At 60.4% G+C, this 20,608-nt stretch carries 21 protein-coding genes; 5 read left to right on the forward strand and 16 right to left on the reverse strand.

The window, feature by feature from the left end:
* Positions 1–23 precede the first annotated feature (23 nt).
* The 3 genes from AC3ZU9_RS14760 to coxB all read right to left on the reverse strand — a co-directional run bounded on the left by AC3ZU9_RS14760 (position 24) and on the right by coxB (position 3,495).
* Positions 24–575, reverse strand: a complete 552-nt coding sequence (locus tag AC3ZU9_RS14760) for a cytochrome c oxidase assembly protein (protein ID WP_043204603.1) — start codon at positions 573–575, stop codon at positions 24–26.
* Positions 576–722: 147 nt separating this feature from the next.
* Positions 723–2,309, reverse strand: coding sequence for a cytochrome c oxidase subunit I (gene ctaD / locus AC3ZU9_RS14765; RefSeq protein ID WP_012721504.1), 1,587 nt, complete (start codon positions 2,307–2,309; stop codon positions 723–725).
* 58 nt (positions 2,310–2,367) lie between these two features.
* Positions 2,368–3,495 carry a cytochrome c oxidase subunit II gene (coxB, locus tag AC3ZU9_RS14770; protein ID WP_012721503.1) on the reverse strand — a complete coding sequence of 376 codons (1,128 nt, stop codon included), beginning with the start codon at positions 3,493–3,495 and terminating at the stop codon, positions 2,368–2,370.
* A gap of 368 nt (positions 3,496–3,863) precedes the next feature.
* On the opposite strand from coxB, the gene AC3ZU9_RS14775 reads away from it, so the two are divergent.
* Positions 3,864–4,511: a hypothetical protein gene (locus AC3ZU9_RS14775; RefSeq protein ID WP_012721502.1), complete on the forward strand. Its 648-nt coding sequence runs from the start codon at positions 3,864–3,866 to the stop codon at positions 4,509–4,511.
* 68 nt (positions 4,512–4,579) lie between these two features.
* On the opposite strand, the gene AC3ZU9_RS14780 is transcribed toward AC3ZU9_RS14775, so the two are convergent.
* The 8 genes from AC3ZU9_RS14780 to prlC form a co-directional block, all read right to left on the reverse strand.
* The gene (locus AC3ZU9_RS14780) at positions 4,580–6,127 is read right to left on the reverse strand and encodes a SulP family inorganic anion transporter (protein WP_122811684.1); all 1,548 of its coding nucleotides are present in this window, start codon (positions 6,125–6,127) and stop codon (positions 4,580–4,582) included.
* A gap of 85 nt (positions 6,128–6,212) precedes the next feature.
* Positions 6,213–6,944, reverse strand: coding sequence for a carbonic anhydrase (locus AC3ZU9_RS14785; RefSeq protein WP_043204601.1), 732 nt, complete (start codon positions 6,942–6,944; stop codon positions 6,213–6,215).
* A 227-nt stretch (positions 6,945–7,171) separates the two neighbouring features.
* Positions 7,172–8,230 carry a PA0069 family radical SAM protein gene (locus AC3ZU9_RS14790; protein WP_093544855.1) on the reverse strand — a complete coding sequence of 353 codons (1,059 nt, stop codon included), beginning with the start codon at positions 8,228–8,230 and terminating at the stop codon, positions 7,172–7,174.
* Between the two features lie 81 nt (positions 8,231–8,311).
* Positions 8,312–9,610 carry a c-type cytochrome gene (locus tag AC3ZU9_RS14795; protein ID WP_490090894.1) on the reverse strand — a complete coding sequence of 433 codons (1,299 nt, stop codon included), beginning with the start codon at positions 9,608–9,610 and terminating at the stop codon, positions 8,312–8,314.
* Positions 9,611–9,622: 12 nt separating this feature from the next.
* Positions 9,623–11,407: a GMC family oxidoreductase gene (locus AC3ZU9_RS14800; RefSeq protein WP_012721497.1), complete on the reverse strand. Its 1,785-nt coding sequence runs from the start codon at positions 11,405–11,407 to the stop codon at positions 9,623–9,625.
* 2 nt (positions 11,408–11,409) lie between these two features.
* Positions 11,410–12,162 (reverse strand): gluconate 2-dehydrogenase subunit 3 family protein, encoded by a 753-nt coding sequence (locus AC3ZU9_RS14805; RefSeq protein WP_012721496.1) that lies wholly within the window; start codon positions 12,160–12,162, stop codon positions 11,410–11,412.
* Positions 12,163–12,465: 303 nt separating this feature from the next.
* A complete protein-coding gene (locus AC3ZU9_RS14810) occupies positions 12,466–12,741 on the reverse strand; it encodes a YheV family putative zinc ribbon protein (RefSeq protein ID WP_010207776.1) in 276 nt (91 codons plus the stop codon).
* Positions 12,738–14,789, reverse strand: coding sequence for an oligopeptidase A (prlC, locus tag AC3ZU9_RS14815; protein ID WP_043204597.1), 2,052 nt, complete (start codon positions 14,787–14,789; stop codon positions 12,738–12,740). The genes AC3ZU9_RS14810 and prlC overlap by 4 nt, the downstream gene beginning before the upstream one ends.
* A 102-nt stretch (positions 14,790–14,891) precedes the next feature.
* On the opposite strand from prlC, the gene AC3ZU9_RS14820 reads away from it, so the two are divergent.
* Positions 14,892–15,434, forward strand: coding sequence for a gamma carbonic anhydrase family protein (locus tag AC3ZU9_RS14820; protein ID WP_064053154.1), 543 nt, complete (start codon positions 14,892–14,894; stop codon positions 15,432–15,434).
* Complete coding sequence (locus AC3ZU9_RS14825) at positions 15,431–16,090, forward strand: HAD family hydrolase (protein WP_046035874.1); 660 nt, start codon at positions 15,431–15,433, stop codon at positions 16,088–16,090. The genes AC3ZU9_RS14820 and AC3ZU9_RS14825 overlap by 4 nt, the downstream gene beginning before the upstream one ends.
* A gap of 85 nt (positions 16,091–16,175) precedes the next feature.
* Here the strand turns inward: AC3ZU9_RS14825 and AC3ZU9_RS14830 are convergent, their stop codons facing one another.
* Positions 16,176–17,219 (reverse strand): aminopeptidase, encoded by a 1,044-nt coding sequence (locus AC3ZU9_RS14830; protein ID WP_046035873.1) that lies wholly within the window; start codon positions 17,217–17,219, stop codon positions 16,176–16,178.
* Between the two features lie 142 nt (positions 17,220–17,361).
* Between AC3ZU9_RS14830 and AC3ZU9_RS14835 the strand changes: the two genes are divergently transcribed.
* Positions 17,362–17,784 (forward strand): PA0061/PA0062 family lipoprotein, encoded by a 423-nt coding sequence (locus tag AC3ZU9_RS14835; protein ID WP_046035872.1) that lies wholly within the window; start codon positions 17,362–17,364, stop codon positions 17,782–17,784.
* On the opposite strand, the gene AC3ZU9_RS14840 is transcribed toward AC3ZU9_RS14835, so the two are convergent.
* Positions 17,785–18,024, reverse strand: coding sequence for a DUF1161 domain-containing protein (locus AC3ZU9_RS14840; RefSeq protein WP_010207769.1), 240 nt, complete (start codon positions 18,022–18,024; stop codon positions 17,785–17,787).
* A gap of 207 nt (positions 18,025–18,231) precedes the next feature.
* Positions 18,232–18,663, reverse strand: coding sequence for an OsmC family protein (locus tag AC3ZU9_RS14845; protein WP_012721488.1), 432 nt, complete (start codon positions 18,661–18,663; stop codon positions 18,232–18,234).
* Between the two features lie 218 nt (positions 18,664–18,881).
* On the opposite strand from AC3ZU9_RS14845, the gene AC3ZU9_RS14850 reads away from it, so the two are divergent.
* Positions 18,882–19,883: an LLM class flavin-dependent oxidoreductase gene (locus AC3ZU9_RS14850; protein WP_490090895.1), complete on the forward strand. Its 1,002-nt coding sequence runs from the start codon at positions 18,882–18,884 to the stop codon at positions 19,881–19,883.
* Between the two features lie 150 nt (positions 19,884–20,033).
* Here the strand turns inward: AC3ZU9_RS14850 and AC3ZU9_RS14855 are convergent, their stop codons facing one another.
* Positions 20,034–20,261 (reverse strand): DUF1161 domain-containing protein, encoded by a 228-nt coding sequence (locus AC3ZU9_RS14855; protein WP_012721486.1) that lies wholly within the window; start codon positions 20,259–20,261, stop codon positions 20,034–20,036.
* Positions 20,262–20,376: 115 nt separating this feature from the next.
* Positions 20,377–20,592 (reverse strand): dodecin, encoded by a 216-nt coding sequence (locus tag AC3ZU9_RS14860; protein ID WP_012721485.1) that lies wholly within the window; start codon positions 20,590–20,592, stop codon positions 20,377–20,379.
* Positions 20,593–20,608: the final 16 nt, after the last annotated feature.

Here is a 20,608-nt window from a genome sequence, read left to right on the forward strand (position 1 = left end):
CTGATTGAGCGGGCAAACAGTAGCTAGCCCCCGGTGTGCACAGCCACCGGCGGTTGGCGCGCAGTGATATCAAACAGCGTGTACGCCAGGGTCAAATGCTTCACATCCTTGGGCATGTCACGGTCGACAATGAAGCGCACTGGCATCTCGATACGCTGGCCTGGCTGCAGCACTTGCTGGGTGAAGCAAAAGCACTCGGTCTTGTGGAAATACATCGCCGCTTCGGCCGGGGAAATACTCGGTACGGCCTGTGCGGTCATGGGTTTGTCGGTGGGGTTGTAGGCCACGAACAACATCTCGGTCACCGCGCCTGGGTTGACCACCACTTCGTCAGCCTTGGCGTAGAAATCCCAGACCATGTCGATGGCGTTGGTGGACAAAAATTGCACACGCACCTGGCGCGTTGGGTCCACCACCTGCGACCCCTCGTACTGCCCGGCCGTCTTGCCGTTGATGCCGAACGCCTTGCACATCACGTCGTAGATCGGCACCAGCGCAAAGCCGAAGGCGAACATTGCCACCACCAGGATCAGCAGGCGGGTGACCAGGCGCTTGATCGGCAAGGATTCAGCCATGACGCCCACTCAATGTGAATGAGGCCATTGTGGGAGGGGGCTTGCCCCCGATAGCTGTTTTACAGCCAATAATGATGTCGGCTGACACACCGCCATCGGGGGCAAGCCCCCTCCCACATTGGCCGTGTACGCAGTGCCAAGGCGTGTTCATTTGACCTCCGGCGGCGTCGTGAAGGTGTGGTACGGCGCAGGCGAGGGGATGCTCCACTCCAGGCCTTCGGCGCCATCCCACGGTTTGGCCGGCGCAGGCGCGCCGCCACGGATGCACTTGATCACGATGAACAGGAAGAAGATCTGCGTAGCACCAAACATGAAGGCGCCAATCGACGAAACCATGTTGAAGTCGGCGAATTGCAGGTTGTAGTCCGGCACCCGCCGCGGCATGCCCGCCAGCCCGACGAAGTGCATCGGGAAAAACGCCATGTTCATGCCCACGAAAGACAGCCAGAAGTGCAGCTTGCCCAGGGTTTCGTCGTACATGTGGCCGGTCCATTTCGGCAGCCAGTAGTAGGCCGAGGCGAAGATGCCGAAGATCGCGCCGGGCACCAGTACGTAATGGAAGTGCGCCACCACGAAGTAGGTGTCGTGATACTGGAAGTCCGCTGGCGCAATCGCCAGCATCAGCCCGGAAAACCCGCCGATGGTGAACAGAATCACGAAGGCCACGGCGAACAGCATCGGCGTCTCGAAGGTCAGCGAGCCCTGCCACATGGTACTGACCCAGTTGAAGACCTTCACCCCTGTCGGGACGGCGATCAGCAGGGTGGCGTACATGAAGAACAACTCGCCCACCAACGGAATGCCGACCACGAACATATGGTGCGCCCACACGATGAACGAGAGGAACGCGATGCTCGCCGTGGCGTAGACCATCGAGGTGTAGCCAAACAGCGGCTTGCGCGAAAAGGTCGGGATGATCGAGCTGACGGCGCCGAAGGCCGGCAGAATCATGATGTACACCTCGGGGTGGCCGAAGAACCAGAACACATGCTGGAACAGCACCGGATCACCGCCGCCGGCCGCACTGAAGAAGCTGGTGCCGAAGTGGATGTCCATCAGCATCATGGTCACGCAACCGGCCAGCACCGGCATCACCGCGATCAGCAGGAACGCAGTGATCAGCCAGGTCCAGACGAACAGCGGCATTTTCATCAATGTCATGCCGGGTGCGCGCAGGTTGAGGATGGTCGCGACCACGTTGATCGCGCCCATGATCGAACTGATGCCCATCAGGTGGATGGCAAAGATGAAGAACGTCACGCTTTCCGGCGCGTAGGTAGTGGAGAGCGGGGCGTAGAACGTCCAGCCGAAGTTCGGCCCGCCGCCCGGCGTGAAAAGCGTCGAGACCAGCAGCAGGAACGCCGCCGGCAGCAGCCAGAAGCTGAAGTTGTTCATGCGCGGCAGGGCCATGTCGGGCGCGCCGATCATCAATGGGATCATCCAGTTGGCCAGGCCGACGAACGCCGGCATCACCGCGCCGAACACCATGATCAGGCCGTGCATCGTGGTCATCTGGTTGAAAAACGCCGGCTCGACAATCTGCAGGCCGGGCTGGAACAGCTCGGCCCGGATCACCATGGCGAACGAGCCGCCGAGCAGGAACATGGAGAAGGCAAACCAGAGGTACAGGGTGCCGATGTCTTTGTGGTTGGTGGTCAGCACCCAGCGCATCAAGCCCTTCGCGGGGCCGTGGGCATGGTCGGCGTGACCATGGTCATCGATCACAGCGCTCATGGCCGTTCTCCTGCAAGCAAGTGGGCGGGGCGGGTCGAGGTAAACGCCTTGGAGTAGGTCATTTGCTTTCCGCCTGCTTGATGGCCAGCACGTCTTTAGGCGTGACCATGTCGCCTTTGTTGTTGCCCCAGGCATTGCGCTCGTAGGTCACTACGGCGGCGATATCCACTTCCGAAAGCTGCTTGCCGAAGGCCGCCATCGCGGTGCCGGGCTTGCCGTGGTAGACGAGGCTCAGGTGGCCTTCCTTCGGTCCGGTGGCAATTTTCGAGCCCTTGAGTGCCGGGAACATCGGTGGCAGGCCCTGGCCTTCGGCCTGGTGACAGGCCACGCACGTGGTGTGGTAGACCTTGTCGCCACGGGCTACCAGCTCTTCCAGCGTCCACTCTTTGGAGGTCAGCTCCTTGAGCTTGGCGGCCTCTTCCTTGCGCTCGCCCAGCCAGGTTTCGTAATCGGCCTTGGACTTGACCTCGACCACGATGGGCATGAAACCGTGGTCTTTGCCGCACAATTCGGCGCACTGGCCACGGTAGATGCCAGGCTTCTCTACGCGGGTCCAAGCCTCGTTGACAAAGCCTGGGATGGCGTCGCGCTTGACCGCAAACGCCGGTACCCACCAGGAGTGGATCACGTCGGCGGCGGTCACCAGAAAGCGCACCTTGGCCCCCACCGGCAACACCAGCGGCTGGTCGACTTCCAGCAGGTAGTGTTCGCCCTTGGTGGCTTGGTTGTGGATCTGCTCGGCGGGCGTGGCCAGGTTGCTGAAGAACTCCACATCCTGGCCCAGGTATTTGTAATGCCACTTCCATTGATAGCCGGTGACCTGGATATCGATATCCGACTCACTGCTGTCGTAGATATTGATCAGGGTCTTGGTTGCCGGAATGGCCATCGCGATCAGGATCAACAACGGCACGACGGTCCAGAGGATCTCCACGGTGGTGCTCTCGTGGAACTTGGCCGCAACCTGCCCCGTGGACCGGCGATGAACAATCATCGACCAGAACATCGCGCCAAACACGATGATGCCGATCACCACACAGATCCAGAAAATGGTCATGTGCAGGTCGAACACAGCGTGACTGACTTCTGTCGCCCCTGGCGCCATATTCGTTGTCCAGGCGGCGTGCGCCTGGCCGAATACCGACCACAACAGGAGGCCCATCCAAACGTGTGGATGTCGCATCATTGCGGGTTCCCCTTATCGTTCTTGTTATCCCGCCGGTATGCACCTGCGTCGAAGGGAGCGGCTTCCATACTGCTTACAACCGCTTAGCCTTGCCTGCTTATGCAGTCTGGCGTCATCAGCTAATCGCGTACAAATCCGAGTATAGACACGCTCTGCAACCCCGCAATGTGTAGGGGTAAATGAGCAAAAATGAGGTGTTTCAGGCTAATGAAATAGGCGGCGGAATCGTTTATCCCGTTATCTATCGCGATTCGATATAACGCCCGCGCATAACCATGAAATAATTATGACAAATGCGTCTGAGGCGCTCGTATAAACGAGCTACCTTATCCTCTCCCTATTCCTACGCCTGCATGACTGGAGCCTTCATGAACACCGCCGCATTGCGCGAGCAGATTTCCCGTGCCCATCAACACGAAGCCAGCACGGGCCAGCTGGCCCAGCAACTGGAAAAACAATTGCCGCACCTGCATTCGGCCATCGCCCTGGCTGACGGTGATCGCAACATTGTCATGGCCCGCTTTGTGACCGCCTACATCGACCTCGTCCCGGAGTTGCTGGACGCCGCCAACGATGTGGCCCGCGAGGCCGGTATCGAAAGCCAGATCAAGCCGGTGCTGAAGATCGCCGAGCATTTTTTCCTGCAACCACCCGCTATCCTGGCCGGCCATGAAGGGCTCGATGGCCTGCTGGACGAGGCTTACCTGGCTCATCGCCTGGTGGAAGAAGTAAACGATCTGTATATCAAGCATTTCGGTCAGCCGTTGATTCCGGCGGATACCACCGTGGCCAATGTCATCGCCCATCAACTGATCGGCGAAGCGTTTGCCAACCAGCTGGATGAAGCGGTGCACCACGCGGTGGATGAAATGCTCAACGAAGAGAGCTTTGCGCTGGAGTCGGTCGAGGCCTATCGCGAGCAACTGAAGAGCCCGGACACGGAAGCGGCGTGGAAGCGCTGGCCGTGCCTGTCGCGGCAGTTGGGGGTTGAGTTGGCGTTGGATCAGCCGGCTTAAACTTTCAGTCTGACGCGAACCAAATGTGGGAGGTGGCAAGCCCCCTCCCACATTTTTATCCGGTTTCGTCAGCCAGTAGAAGCCGCCGAACCTATCCCGGTCGTCGTCCTCACCCGACCTTCCAACCGGCGCTTCAACCCACGCGCCTCGATCACCAGCCTTGAACCCTTCGCCGCATTCGCCCGTCCCCACTCCTCCAGCAACTCCAGGCAGGAATGGTCGATATAGCTCAAGTTATTGAGCGGCACATGCACGGTGCTTCCCGCAGGCACCGTCGACAATACCTGGGTCAACGCCGGCACTTTCAGAAAGGTCGCCGCACCGATCAGACGCAGCTCCATCTCACCGTCCTGGGGCAAGTCGATCAAGCTGACCTTAAGCCGTGACGCCTTGAGCGCCAGCTTGACCAGCGTCAACCCGAAGCCCACCAGAACGCCGGTCAGCAGGTCGGTAAAGATGATCGCCAAAGCCGTCGCCGCATACGTAAACATCGGCATCCGCCCATAGCGCCCGAGGGCTTTGAACGCCTTGATGTCGACCAGCTTGATCCCGGTGTACACCAGCACGCCGGCCAGGCTCGCCACCGGAATGCTTTGCAACACACTCGACAGCAGCAATACAAAGCCCAACAGCCACACACCGTGGAACATCGCCGACAGGCGGGTGGTAGCACCGGCCTGTACGTTGGCCGAGCTGCGCACGATCACACCGGTCATCGGCAGTGCACCTACCAGGCCGCACAGCATGTTGCCTACACCTTGAGCAGACAATTCCTTATCGAAATCGGAACGCTGCCCGCTGTGCATGCGGTCTACCGCGGCGGCGGAAAGCAACGTCTCGGCACTCGCGATAAACGCCACGGCGAAGGCCGCAATCAGCAACTGCGGATCGGCAAGGTTCAGCAGATCACTGGGGCGCAGCCAATCGATGGCATCGGCAAGGTTCTCCGGGACTTCCACACGCTTGACCTGCAATGCCAGCACCAGGCTGACGACGGTGGTCAGCCCCACACCCAGCAAGGCGCCGGGCACAAAGCGCAGCTTCTGCGGGCGGAATTTATCCCAGACGTACATCACCAGCATCGTCGACAAACCGAGCAATCCTGCCTGCCAGCCCAAGCCGCCACCCAAGGTCGGGATCGACTCGGCCAACGCCGCCGGGAAACCCGCCAGGTTATCCAGACCCGAAGGCTTGGGCGCGCCATCGAGCATCACGTGCATCTGCGATAACACGATCAGCACGCCAATGCCCGCCAGCATGCCATACACCACTGCCGGGGCCGTGACGCGGAACCAGCAACCCAGGCGCAGACGCCCGGCCACCAGTTGCAGGAAGCCTGCGAGCAGCAGGATCGGCCCAAGCATCATCATCCCATGCTGGCGCACCAGCTCGAACACCAACACCGCCAGACCCGCCGCCGGGCCGCTGACCTGCAACGGCGAGCCGGCCAGCCAACCCACCACCAGGCCACCGATGATCCCAGTGATCAGGCCCTTGGCCGGCGGCATGCCGGAAGCGATTGCGATGCCCATGCACAGGGGCAGGGCGACCAGAAACACGACCACCGAGGCGAGTAGCTCTCGAGGTATTACAGCTTTCAATTGAGCAGCACGCATGATGACTCTCCCGAGGCATTTACCGGGCGCGGTAAAGCCTGGCTGCGTCCATGGCAGCCACCGCTTTACCCGGCAGGGAAGTGTTTTAGAAGCGCGCTTTAGGCGTCGCGGAAGGAATTGGCCCTTCGCCGCCCAACGGTCGGAACGCCGACTGGTCGGCATCGTAGGCGCGGATTTCGCTGGTCTCGATGTTGTAGATCCAACCGTGGATAAACAGTTGACCATTGGCCATGCGCGAGGCCACGGAAGGGTGGGTACGCAAATGCTGCAGTTGGGCGATGACGTTTTCTTCGGTCAGCACCTTCATGCTTTCGCCTTCATTGGCGCAGTCGCAGTTGTCCTCGACCATGGACTTGGCGACCTCGGCGTGCCGCAGCCAGGCCCTTACCGTCGGCATCTTCTCCAGGCTGGCGGGATTGAGGACCGCCCGCATAGCGCCGCAATCGGAGTGCCCGCAGACGATGATGTGCTGCACGCCCAAGGCGAGAACCGCGTACTCGATGGCCGTGGAAACACCGCCGTTCATCTGGCCGTATGGCGGCACAACGTTGCCGACGTTACGCGTTACGAACAGGTCGCCCGGTGAGCTTTGGGTAATCAGCTCAGGCACGATGCGCGAGTCCGCGCAGGTGATAAACATCGCCCGTGGGCTCTGCGCCGTGGCGAGTTTCTTGAAGAGTTCTTCCTGCTGTGGGAAGACGTCGTGATGGAAATGCAAAAAGCCGTCAACGATATGCTGCAGCGCTGCATCGGCGGTTTCAGCCACCGGAGAGGCAGAAGCCGACGCAGCCAACGGCTGTTTATCCTTGTCACTCATGATTCATCCTCTTGATTAATGCAGGGGGAGTTTTCAGCTCAGTTCGACGTCAGGCCAAGGCAATAGTTGTAAACGCTACAAACCGGGCCGCCGACTCATCAGTCACTCGCTGAACAAGGTAACCGTCGAAACTTAACTCAAACTGAATGAACCGCTCTATCTCGCGGCTTTCAGTGATGTCAAAACGCGACCATTCCCACAGGGATGTCGCCTTTTACCTCTTCAGTCTACAACAAAGCCATCTGCCTGCCCGGTGGACAAAAGGCGCTGCAATCGAGGTTGAAGCCTTCCCGCCGGTTGAGCCCCAGGCGCTTGATCGCCTTGCTGAAGCGCTGCGCCAGCAAATCGGCAAACGGCCCTTCGCCACGCATGCGCACGCCGAAGCGGCTGTCGTAAACCTCACCGCCCCGCACCTGACGCACCAGGCTCATCACGTGGGCCGCGCGTTGCGGGTAATGCGCCGCCAGCCACTCCTCGAACAACGGCGCCACCTCCAGCGGCAGGCGCAGCATCATGTATGCGGCACTTTGCGCGCCAGCGGCATGGGCTTCGGTTAACAGGCTTTCCAATTCACTGTCGTTGATCATCGGGATCATCGGCGAGCACAGCACGCCCACCGGGATCCCGGCGTCACGCATCACCCGAATCGCCCGCAACCGCGCCTTGGGCGCCGCCGTGCGTGGCTCGAGGATGCGCTTGAGTTCATCATCCAGGCTGGTGAGGCTGATCATCACGGCCACCAGTCGCTGGCGGGCCAGCTCGGTGAGCAGGTCCAGGTCGCGCAAAATCAGTGAACCCTTAGTGATGATGGTCACCGGGTGGCGATAACGCAGCAGCACTTCCAGGGTTTGCCGGGTGATGGTGTACTCGCGCTCGATCGGCTGGTACGGGTCGGTATTGGAACCGAGGTTGATCGGCGCACACACGTAGCCCGGCTTTGACAGTTGCTGCTCCAGCACCTCGGCAGCGTTGGTCTTGGCGATCAGTTTGGTTTCGAAATCCAACCCCGGCGACATGTCCCAATAGGCATGGCTGGGCCGGGCATAGCAGTAGATGCAGCCGTGCTCGCAGCCACGGTAGGGGTTGATCGACCGATCAAACGGCAAGTCCGGCGAGTTGTTGCGGGTGATGATGGTCTTGGCCGTTTCGATGCGCACTTCGGTGCCCTGGGTCGGCGGCACTTCCTGGAACCAGCCGTCGTCTTCGGCCACGCTGACAGTGGGCGCAAAGCGGTTGTGCAGGTTGGTGGCCGTGCCCCGGCCTCGGGGTGGCAGCGGAGTAGACATGAAAGCGCCTCGATACTGTTTTTATATACAGTATCGAGGCGCGAGGTTTCTGACCAGTGCCGTTTGGCGGCCAGGGAGGGATCAGTGCTTTTGCGTCACTTGTCCCAGGTCATCGCCAGAGGTGGTACGCATGTCGTTCTGGCGCAGGTTCTTCACGTCGCTGGCGGTCACAGGCGCGCCTTTATTGCCCCAGCTACCCCGGATGAAACTGACCACGTCGGCCACCTCCTGGTCAGACAGGCGCCAGGCGAACGCCGGCATGGTGAACGTCGACGGCGCCGCGTGGGTAGCCGGCAGAGTACCGCCGTTCAACACGAGGTTGATCAACGATGTGGCATCCGCCGTCTGCAACACCGGGTTGCCCGCCAACGCCGGGAACACGCGTGTATAACCATGGCCATCGGTACGGTGGCAGGCGGCGCAGTTGTCGATATACACCGAGGCGCCGCGCTGGCTGTCATCGCCTTTCCACAGGGCATCCGCTACCTGCTTGTCGTACGGGTGCGGCTGATCCTTGGGGTCCACCGCCGGCAGGCTCTTGAGGTAACGGGCGATAGCCGTCAGGTCATTTTCCGACATGTACTGCATGCTGTGGACGACAACATCGCTCATGCCACCAAACACCGCACTGCGATCACTGCGACCGGTCTTGAGAAATTGCACCAATTGCTCCTCGCTCCAACTGCCGAGGCCGTCCTTGTGGTCACCGCGCAGGCTCTTGGCAATCCAGCCTTCCAGTGGCGCGCTGCCGGACAGGAAGGCGTTGCCGTCAGTGGCGCTCAGGGCTTTTTCCTGCATGGTCAACGCCCGTGGCGTATGGCACGCGCCGCAGTGGCCGAGGCCTTCCACCAGGTAAGCGCCACGGCTGATCACCGGATCGGCAGCGGCCTGCACCGGATGCTCTTCGACAGACGGGGCAAACATCCATCGCCACGCCGCCAGCGGCCAACGCATGCTCAAGGGCCAGGGAATATCGCTGTCCTTGTTCTCCTGGGCGACCGGCTCAACACCCTTCATGAAATAGGCGTACAACGCCTGCATATCGCTGTCACTGACGCGTGCGTAAGACGGGTAGGGCATCGCCGGGTAAAGCGTACTACCGCTCTTGGCGACGCCATGGCGCACGGCCTTGTCGAAGTCTTCGAAGCTGTAGTCGCCCAGGCCGGTCTTGTGCGGGGTGATATTGGTGGAATAGATCACACCGATGGGGGTTTCCATCGGCAGCCCGCCGGCAAAGGGTTTGCCGCCCTTGGCGGTGTGGCAGGCCACGCAGTCACCGGCGCGGGCCAGGTATTCCCCTTGCTTGATCAAGTCGGTTTCAGCGGCGCTCACCGAGCAGCTGCTGAACAGGGCGAAGGTCGCGATAACAAGTGCTTTCATGGTCATCGCTCCTTATGCCTGAACCAGTGGGCCGGGGTTTTTCAGGTACTGCTCGCGGATCGCACGGGCCGACCAATAGGTCAGCGCCGCCACCAAGCCGGTAGGGTTGTAGCCCAAGCCTTGTGGGAACGCGGAGGCGCCTGGGACAAACACGTTGTGTACATCCCAGCACTGCAGGTAACGGTTCAACGCACTGGTTTTCGGGTCGGTGCCCATGATCGCGCCGCCATTGAGGTGGGTGGTCTGGTAGGACGCCGTGTTGAAGTGTTCACCGACCTTTTTGCCAAGCACGGCAATCGCCTTGGGGTTCATCGCCTCAGCGACCTTGCCCATTTTCTCGACCATGAAGCGGTTCATCTTGATGTCGTTTTCCTGCCAGTCGAACGTCATCCGCAGCAGCGGCAGGCCGTAGGCATCGCGGTAAACCGGGTCCAGATCCAAGTAGTTGCCCCGGTAGGATTGATGGGCGCCATGGGCATCCATCGACACTTGGTGGGTGTAGTAATCGGCGGTGGCGCGCTTCCACGCGCTGCCCCAGGCCGGGGTACCCGGCGGGTTGGAGGTGCCGGCAATCGGCCGGCTGCCGGCCTGGTTGACCCACATCGGCGAACCGCCCACGAAGCCGTGAGGCCCGTGGTCGAAGTTATCGGCGTTGAAGTCATCGATGGCCACGCCATTACCGCCCGCACCGATGAAGTTGTTGGTGTGGGTGTCCTTGTCGAAGAACGCCTTGATGGTCGCCATGTTCTGGTAGGCAAAGTTCCTGCCCACCACGCCCTCATTGGTAATCGGGTCGTAGGGCTTGCCGATGCCCGACAACAGCATCAAGCGCACGTTGTGAAACTGGAAGGCACCGAGAATCACCAGATCGGCCGGCTGCTCGCATTCGCGGCCCTGGGCGTCGATATACGTCACGCCGGTGGCCTTGCTCTTGGTGCTGTCGAGGTTGACCTTGAGCACGTGGGAATTGGGCCGCAGCTCAAAGTTCGGCACCTGGCGCAGCGCCGGCAGGATGTTCACGTTCGGCGAAGCCTTGGAATACATGTAGCACACGTAGCCACTGCAGAAGCCACAGAAGTTGCACGGGCCCATCTGCGCGCCGTAGGGGTTGGTGTAAGGCCCCGATGTATTGGCTGACGGCAGGTTGTAGGGTTTGTAACCCACGCTGGCAGCCGCTTTCTGAAACAGCTGTGCGGAGACGGTGTTCTTCTGCGCTTCCAGTGGGAACGGGTTGGAGCGATCCGGTGCATACGGGTTGCCGCCACGGCCTTCGCCTACTCGCTGACCTTTCACGGTCCAGGCTTGGCCGGAGGTGCCGAAGACTTTTTCCGCGTAGTCGAAAAACGGCTCCAGCTCTTCATAGCTGACGCCGAAGTCCTGGATGGTCATGTCCTTGGGAATGAACTGCTTGCCGTAGCGCTCTTCGTAATGGCTGCGCATACGCAGCTCGATCGGGTCGACCCGGAAATGCACGCCCGACCAGTGCAGGCCCGCGCCCCCCACGCCATTGCCCGGCAAAAACGCACCTAACTGACGGTTAGGCAGGGCAACGTCATTCACGCTGTGGCGAATGGTCACCGTCTCTTTGGAGATATCCTGGAAGAGTTTCTTACGCACGCTGTAGGTCAATTCGTCGATGACCTGGGGATAGTTGCCGTCCGGGTAAGTGTCCTGCATCGGGCCGCGCTCCAGCGCGACCACGTTGAGACCTGCTTCCGTCAGTTCCTTGGCCATGATCGCGCCGGTCCAGCCGAAGCCTACGATCACTGCATCCACTTTCTTCATGATGGTCGCCACGCTTATGCCCTCTCGCCACGGATTGAAACGGCCGGGAAGGGGTACTGCTCGTTGCGTTCCACCCAGTCCATGAAATCGGCGCGGGCGCCGGGGAAGCCGATCATGGTCCAGCCGACCATGCCTTTGTTGCCGCCGTGAATCGGGTCGCAGAAGAACCCTTCCTTGGTGTTTTGCAGCAACAGATTGAAGAATATCTTCGGCGGCACCGCCTCGAAATGCGCAGCAACTTCGCCTCCGCCAGCCTCCAGGCGGCGCAACATATCGTCTCGGGTAGCGCTGTCTTGCGCAGCAAAAACCTTACCGTTGAACGCCTTCGACCAGGCATCCGTCGCGGCAATACCCAAGCGGTAGATCTCCTTGGGGACCAATTTGCTCTGCCAACCCATTTCCGGCGGCGCATCGGCGTTGAAAGGGCCTTGCATGAACCACAGGGCTCCGCTGGCATACGGCGTATTCATCTGGCGGTCGATGTATTCCGGCGCACCGGCTTCCAGGGCACCCGGGCCTTGGGCGTCAGCGGGGATCAAACGCTCGACGGCGGCGTTGATAAACGCCCATTCCTCGGCCGTGAAGTAAGTCGGCTCGTAGGCTTTTTCGTCAGCCACAGGCTTGGCAGGCGCAGCCTGGACGGGTTCAGGCGTCGCCATCAGCATCGAACCGCCAAGGCCGGTGCTGGCAACCGTGACCACCGGGATCAAGGTCAAGGATTTGCGCAAAAAGTCACGCCGGGGGTTGTCTTGATCTTGATCAGACATGGTGGCACCTCATCATGTGGTCACGGGTTGAACAGCCAGCTTCTAGTGAGCGGCTTGAACGGGTGTATGCGGCGAATTGGATCCAACTGATCCAAAGAGATAGAGCGTAGCGGCAATCAATAGTTACAAATGATAGCAGGCTAAGCATGAAGAGAATCGATTCAGCGACCTAAGTCGAATAAGCGCGGGCAAAAAAGTGGGAGGGGGCTTGCTCCCGATGGTGGTCTATCAATGCCAAATAGGCTGGCTGATACACCGCTATCGGGGGCAAGCCCCCTCCCACATTGGGTCTGCGTAAGGCGACTAGTCTTTTTTCAACTTCGGATTAGGAAAGAACTGCACCGCCTGCACCTTAGGGTCCGCAGGCGCTTTCAACGCCGAGGTATTCACCCGCGTCCCCAACTCCTTGGGCACCGACAGCCCCTGGTCATTGAGGGTGTCGGTATAGCCGCAGGCCACACACTCGCGATGCGGTACGTTGTCCTCAGTCCACATCTTCAGCTTGTCCGGCTCACTGCACGCCGGGCAGACCGCCCCGGCGATAAATTGCTTTTTGGTAATCACAGGCCCTTCGCTCATGCTGCCGCGTCCTCACTCAGGCCGCTGTGGCGCAAGAGTGCGTCAATCGACGGCGCCCGTCCGCGGAAGTCGACGAACAGCACCATCGGTGCCTGGGAACCGCCACGTGCCAGGATGGCTTCGCGGAACGCACGGCCGGTCTCGGCATTGAGCACGCCGTCTTCCTCGAACTTGGAGAAGGCATCCGCCGACAGCACTTCGGCCCACTTGTAGCTGTAGTAACCCGCGGCGTAACCCCCGGCGAAGATGTGCGCAAAGCTGTTGGGGAAGCGGTTGTACGCCGGCGGACGCATCACCGACACCTCATCGCGCACGCCTTCGAGCACTTGCGCCACGCTGCGGCCATCACCGTGGGTGGCATGCAGTTCGAAGTCGAACAGCGAGAATTCCAGCTGGCGCACCATCATCAGGCCGGACTGGAAGTTCTTGGCTGCGAGCATTTTTTCCAGCAGGTCCTGGGGCAGTGGCTCACCGGTTTCATAGTGACCGGAGATCAGCGCCAGGCCCTCCGGCTCCCAGCACCAGTTCTCCATGAACTGGCTCGGCAACTCCACCGCATCCCAGGCCACACCGTTGATGCCGGACACGCCAGCGTGTTCAACACGGGTCAACAGGTGATGCAGGCCGTGGCCGAACTCGTGGAACAGCGTGGTGACTTCATCGTGAGTCAGCAGGGCAGGCTTGCCGCTGTCGGCCGGGGTGAAGTTGCACACCAGGTTGGCCACCGGGCTTTGCAGCACGCCGTCAATCGTGCGGCGACGGTCGCGGGCGCCGTCCATCCAGGCACCGCCGCGCTTGTTGGCGCGGGCGTACAGGTCGAAGAAAAAGCGGCCGACGTGCTGGCCGTTTTCCTTGATTTCAAACAGGCGGACATCCGGGTGCCAGGTGTCGAAGCCTTTCTGCTCGGCGATCTCAATGCCGTACAGGCGCTGCACGATGGCAAACAGGCCGCCGAGCACTTTGTCGATCGGGAAGTAAGCGCGCAGGGCTTCCTGGGACACGCTGTAACGTTGTTCACGGAGTTTTTCGCCGTAGAAACCACTGTCCCAGCTTTGCAGGTCGGCGCAGCCTTGTTCGGCGGCGTAAGCCTTGAGCTGTTGCAAGTCCTGGGCGGCAAACGGCTTGCTGCGCTTGGCCAGGTCACGCAGGAAACTCAGCACCTGGTCGCTGGACTCGGCCATCTTGGTGGCCAGGCTCAGTTCCGAGAACGACGCGTAACCCAGCAACTGAGCCAGCTCCTGACGCAGGTCGAGGATCTGTTCCATCACCGGGCCGTTATCATGCTGACCGGCATTCGGGCCTTGGTCCGACGCACGGGTGCAGTAGGCCGCGTAGACTTCTTCACGCAGGGCGCGGTCCTGGGCGTAGGTCATCACCGCGTAGTAGCTCGGGAACTCCAGGGTGATCAGCCAGCCGTCGAGGCCTTTGGCCTGGGCAGCGGCAGCCATCTGCGCCTTGGCCGAATCGGTCAGGCCGGCGAGGGTGGCCTCATCGGTCACGTGTTTGGTCCAGGCCTGGGTGGCGTCCAGCAACTGGTTGGAAAACTTACTGCCCAGCTCGGACAGTTTGCTTTGCACTTCGGCGTAGCGTTTTTGCTGCTCGGGCGGCAAATCGATACCCGACAAGCGGAAGTCGCGCAGAGAATGTTCCAGGATGGTTTTTTGCGCCACGTCGAAACCGGCGGCTTCCGGGCTGTTGGCCAGGGCTTCAAAGGCCTGGAACAGCGCACGGTTCTGGCCCATCTCGGTGGAGTAGGCGCTCAACGCCGGCAGGCAGCCTTCATAGGCTTCGCGCAGTTCGGCACTGTTGCACACGGCATTAAGGTGGCTGACCGGGCTCCAGGCGGCGCCCAGGCGGTCGTTCAGTTCATCCATGGCCAGGACCAGGCCGGCCCACGTCGGGTTTTTACCCTGGCTTTGCAGGATGCCTTCGATGGCAACGCGGTTGTCGGCGAGGATCTGTTCGATGGCCGGCTGGACGTGCTCGGCACGGATCGCCGAGAACGGCGGCAGGTCGTAGGACTGCAGAAGAGGGTTGTTCGCGCTCACGGTTGGCACCTTGGCTGAAGAAACAGGTAAGAACAAAGATGGGGCCATCTTAATTACAATCAACGTCCACCGCAGCTATCAGCAGAAGAGAGAGAGGCTATCGTGACCCTTCGCACCTATCAGAACCACACGCCGGCCCTGGGCGCCGGGGCTTTTGTCGATATTTCGGCGGTGGTGATCGGCGATGTCGAAATCGGCGCCGACAGCTCGGTCTGGCCACTGACCGTGATCCGTGGCGACATGCACCGCATCCGCATCGGTGCGCGCACCAGCGTGCAGGACGGCTGCGTGCTGCACATCACCCATGCAGGCCCCTTCAACCCGGACGGTTTCCCGCTGTTGATCGGCGACGACGTGACCATTGCCCACAAAGTCATGCTGCATGGCTGCACCGTGGGCAGCCGCATCCTGATCGGCATGGGTAGCATCGTGATGGACGGCGCCGTGGTTGAGGACGACGTGATCATCGGCGCCGGCAGCCTGGTGCCGCCGGGTAAGCAACTCGAAAGCGGTTTTTTGTATGTCGGCAGCCCGGTTAAACAGGTCCGCCCACTGACTGACAAGGAACGCGCCTTTTTCACCTACAGCGCCGCGAACTACGTGAAGCTCAAAGACTTGCACCTGGCTGAAGGATTCGACCGATGAGCCTGCCTTACCAAACCGTGCTGTTCGACCTGGACGGCACCCTCACCGACCCGCGCGAGGGCATCACCCGCTCGATCCAGTACGCCCTCGGCAAGCTGGGTATCGACGAGCCGGACCTGAGTAAACTGGAACACTTCATCGGCCCGCCGTTGCTGCAAGCCTTCATGCAGTTCTACGACTTCGACGAGGCCAAGGCCTGGGAAGCGGTGAATTTCTATCGCGAGCGCTTCAAGGTCACCGGCCTGTATGAAAACCGGGTATTCGACGGCGTGATGCCGCTGTTGGAAGACCTGGGCAGCCAGGGCCGACAGCTCTATGTGGCGACGTCCAAGCCGTGGATATTTGCCCGCGAGATCGCCCGGCATTTCGATTTCGCCAAGCACTTCAAGGTGATCTACGGCAGCGAATTGGACGGCACGCGTACCAATAAGGTCGAGCTGATCGCGCATTTGATCAGCGAAGAAGGCCTGGACCCGAGCACCACCCTGATGATTGGTGACCGCAAGCATGACCTGATCGGTGCGCGCAGCAATGGGCTGGATTCGGCGGCGGTGGGGTATGGGTTTGGCAGTTTTGAAGAGTTGAATGCCGAGGCGCCGACTTGGCATTTCGAGACGCTGGCACAGATGCATCAGGCGTTTTTGCAGCGGTCCTGAGACTGCCATCGGGGGCAAGCCCCCTCCCACAGTTGATCTGTATACGCCGTTCAAATGTGGGAGGGGGCTTGCCCCCGATGAGGCCCTAGAGGCCACCCCCTTCCAACTGCCTCAACGCCGCCTTGCGCTGCCCCACCGGCAACCCACCCAGCCTCTCCACCGCCGCATAAAACCTCACCCAATCACCACCTTCCCGCGCAAACAACGCCGCAAACGCCGGCACCCACTGGTCATACAGCCCAAACGGCAACAGCCGCGCATTGTTCATGGGCTGGTTGAACCAAGCGTCATAACGCTTATCCCCGCCCCACTGGTGATCGCGCATGTGCCGATATTCGGCGCGCAAACGCTCGAACTGATCCGCCTTGGCCTGACGCATCGCATCAGCTGCCAACGGTTGGGCGTAGAGCTTTTCCAAACGTTGACGGGTATCGAGGACTAACTGGATAAATTGATCACGCTGCTTCGACGTCGATAAGCTATCCGCTGCCAAACCGCGTGCAGCACGCCACTGGCGCGTACCCTCCTGCTCGACAAAATTGGCAAACGACTCGTTGAACTCGGTGTCGTCCTTCACATAGAAACGCTGGTGCGCCAGCTCGTGGAAGATCAGCGTGGCCAGGCGCTCATCACCCCAGTTCATCATTGAATTCATGATCGGGTCGTTGAACCAGCCCAAGGTGGAATAGGCCTCGACGCCACCGATCGACACATCCATGCCCTGCTGCTTCAACAACGCGGCTTCGCCACGCGCCGCGCCCTGGTTGTAGTAACCGCGATAGGCCACACAGCCGGCGATGGGGAAGCAATGGGTTTCGGGTGACAGGGAAAACTCCTGCGTGGCAAAGACGTTCCAGACCACATAGGGCCGGCCGATGTCGGCATACAACCTGTAACTCTGGTTGTCGGGCAGGTGCAGGTGTTCACTGGCGAACGTGCGCGCCTTTTGCGATTGCGCCAGATGCTCGCGCAATAACGCTGGGCGAGAAGGGTCGGCAATCACCTGCGCCACCGGCTCCCGGGCGCGTAGCAATTGCCACTGACCACTGGCCAACTGGCCGTAATAACTGACACTGGAGCAGCCGCTGAGCAGCACAACCATCAACCCTGGAAGAAAACGCCTGACCATGCCCCGACCGCTCCTGGGTAATTTGCCCGCCAGACTATCGCGCCCGCACGGAATTTTTCCATCGCATGACGTGTTTATACTCATAGGGAGTCTGCTGCCGTCGGCGCCGGGCTCAATTCTCTCTTTCCGTCGAGTGCCTGCCATGCGTCAGCTCTTGTTTCCCGTCGCCGCCCTGTTCCTCAGTGCCTGCACCACCACGCCCGTACCGCCGGTGGACCCGCAGCAAGCCTGGGTCGATTTCACCACGCCTACGCCGGGGTCCAAGCTGGTGATGGCGCAGCGCCTGGACGGCAAGAACCTGGATGACGGGCGTTTCTTCCAGTTCCCGCCCGGCCATCATGAACTGATGGTGCGTTTCGACTTTGAAGTCCCCGCGGGCGGCGGTTTGGGTGGGCTGAGCCAGATGATGTACCGCACCTGCTTCATGACCCTGGAATACGATCACTTCCAGGCCGGCCAGCGCTATGTGCTGGAAGGGCGCTCGCTAGCCTTCACACCCAATATCCGGTTGTATGACTCGGCGCGTCAGTTGCTCGCGGAAGAACGCAGCGTCAACTGCCTCTGATCAGTCGTTGTTCTTCTGGTAGACGATGGCCTTAGTGCCGTTCTCACAGCTGCCGACAACCATGGCGCTGTCGTGCTTGTCGGCTTCTTCCTTGCTGACGATCTCCAGGGTGTAGGACGGAACCGCGTTAGCCTGGATCTTGACCTCGATCTCTTTCCTGAGCTCTTCGCAGTCTTTGGGTGCGGCCACAGCCGAGGTGGCCAATACACCGCAGATGATTGCCAAGGCAAAACGTTTCATGTTTGAAGCTCCCTGAATGCATTGCGCACGAGTGTGCGGCTAAGGCTGCATGGTAATAGGACCACACTTACAAAACACGAGTTCTGATCCAACGCAGAACTAAATGTGGGAGGGGGCTTGCCCCCGATGGCGGTCGATCAGCAACAGAGATGTTGACTGCTTCACCGCTATCGGGGGCAAGCCCCCTCCCACATTGGACCTGCTGCGTTAGCCAACCAAGGTGGCATCCAGGCTGATTTTCGCGTTCAGCACTTTCGACACCGGGCACCCTTCCTTGGCCTTCTTGCTCAGTTCATCGAACTGCGCCTGGCTCGCGCCGGGAATCTTGGCCTTAAGGATCAAATGCACGGCGGTGATCGCAAAACCACCTTCAACCTGGTCCAGGGTCACTTCAGCCTGGGTGTCGATGCTGTCAGCCTTGAGCCCGGCATCGCCAAGAATCATGGAAAACGCCATGGAGAAACAGCCGGCATGGGCTGCGCCGATCAATTCTTCCGGGTTGGTGCCCTTGCCGCCCTCGAAACGGGCCTTGAAGCCGTAGGGCGCTTCACGCAGCACGCCGGTTTCCGTGGAAATGGAACCCAGGCCAGTCTTCAGGTCACCTTCCCAATGCGCGGATGCTTTTTTAACAATACTCATAGCGGTCTCCTCGAACGGTGGTTTTGCGTCAGTAAGGGTTCTGAGGATAGACGGCCCGGCAAAGTTCATCTTGTCGGAGAAACCTAGCGATTTAGTAGGAAATTTCTACGCTCGCTATTGAATCTCGGGTATATGCCCTCATTGCATAGAACATGCACATGAAGCGGCAGGTTTTGGTTCGTCTAAGAAGCCTGCGCCCCCATTGGAGAAGCAGGCTTATGAAATCGTTGTCCGACGTAAAGTTCTCGACCCTCGACCTGGTGCCCGTGCGGGCCAACGGCAGTCCGGCGCAGTCGCTGCGCAATTCACTGGACCTGGCCCAGCACGTGGAAAAGTTCGGCTACCACCGTTTCTGGGTGGCTGAACACCACAACATGGACGGCATCGCCAGCTCGGCCACCTCGGTGTTGCTGGGTTACCTGGCCGGTGGCACTTCGACCATTCGCGTCGGTTCCGGTGGTGTGATGCTGCCCAACCACGCGCCTCTGGTGATTGCCGAACAGTTCGGTACCCTGGAAAGTCTCTACCCCGGCCGTATCGACCTGGGCCTGGGCCGCGCGCCCGGCTCAGACCAGATGACCGCCCGCGCCCTGCGCCGTGAACGCTCCGGCAGCGCCGATGACTTTCCGGACGATGTAGCCGAATTGATGGCCTACCTCGGCCCACGTACGCCTGACCAACGGGTGATCGCCGTGCCTGGCACCGGTACCAATGTACCGGTGTGGCTGCTGGGCTCCAGCCTATTCAGTGCGCAGCTCGCCGGTGAGCGCGGTTTGCCTTACGCCTTCGCCTCGCATTTCGCACCGCGCCTGATGCATGAAGCGATCCGCGTGTACCGCAACCACTTCAAGCCTTCGGCCGTGCTGGACAAGCCCTACGTGATGCTCGGCATTCCGTTGGTTGCGGCGGACACCGATGAACAGGCGGACTACTTGGCGACCTCCGTGTACCAACGCATTCTCGCGCTGATGCGCGGGCAGAGCCTGGTGCAGCGCCCTCCAGTCGACAGCATGGATGGCCTGTGGTTACCCCATGAAAAAGAGGCGGTCGGCAGCTTCCTCGGCCTGGCGATGGTCGGTGGCCCAGCGAAGATCCGCGCCAAACTGGAAGTGTTGATCGAGCAAACCGGCGCCGACGAGCTGATTTTTACCAGCGACCTGTACGAACATGCTGACCGGATTCATTCCTACGAGCTGCTCGCGCAAGTAATGAAGGGCTAAATCCCACGCGAAAAAAACCGACGCACCTGTGGCGAGGGAGCTTGCTCCCGTTGGGCTGCGTAGCGGCCCCAAAAACCGGAGCGCTGCGCACTCCAGCGGGAGCAAGCTCCCTCGCCACAAGTACGTCGGTTTTATGTCCGGAGCACGAGGTTAACCGCGCTTGTAGGCGATTTCCTTGGTGCCGGCTTCGCAGCTGCCGACTACGGTGTAGCCATCGGCTGCAGCGCCTTTGTCCACCACTTCCAGCGAATAACCCGAAGCGCCCTTGGCGTCGATTTTCGCTGCAATCTCGCTTTTCAGCTCTTCACAAGGCTTGCCCGCCGCCAGGGCTGTGCCGGCAATGCTCAACAAACCTACCGCTAACAGGAACTTCTTCATCCGTTACTTTCCTTGCGCTGATCAAAAAGAGCGTGCCGACGCTCGTGGCATCGGCACCCATTGGTTGTAGCGCAGGTTATGGCAATCGGCCAGTCGGCAAGTTCAACCGATGCGATCAACTACTGGCAATTCGGAATCCCACCTTGAGGGTGACCTGATAGTGCGCGACCTTGCCGTCTTTGATGTGGCCACGGGTTTCAGCCACCTCAAACCACTCCAAGTGCTTGATGCTCTTGTTGGCTTCGGCGATTGCGTTGTTGATGGCGTCCTCGATGCTGGTCGTCGATGAACCCACCAGTTCGACTTTCTTGTACGTGTGATGATCAGACATGGCGTTTCTCCTGAGG

This window comes from Pseudomonas sp. A39 (assembly GCF_058145955.1).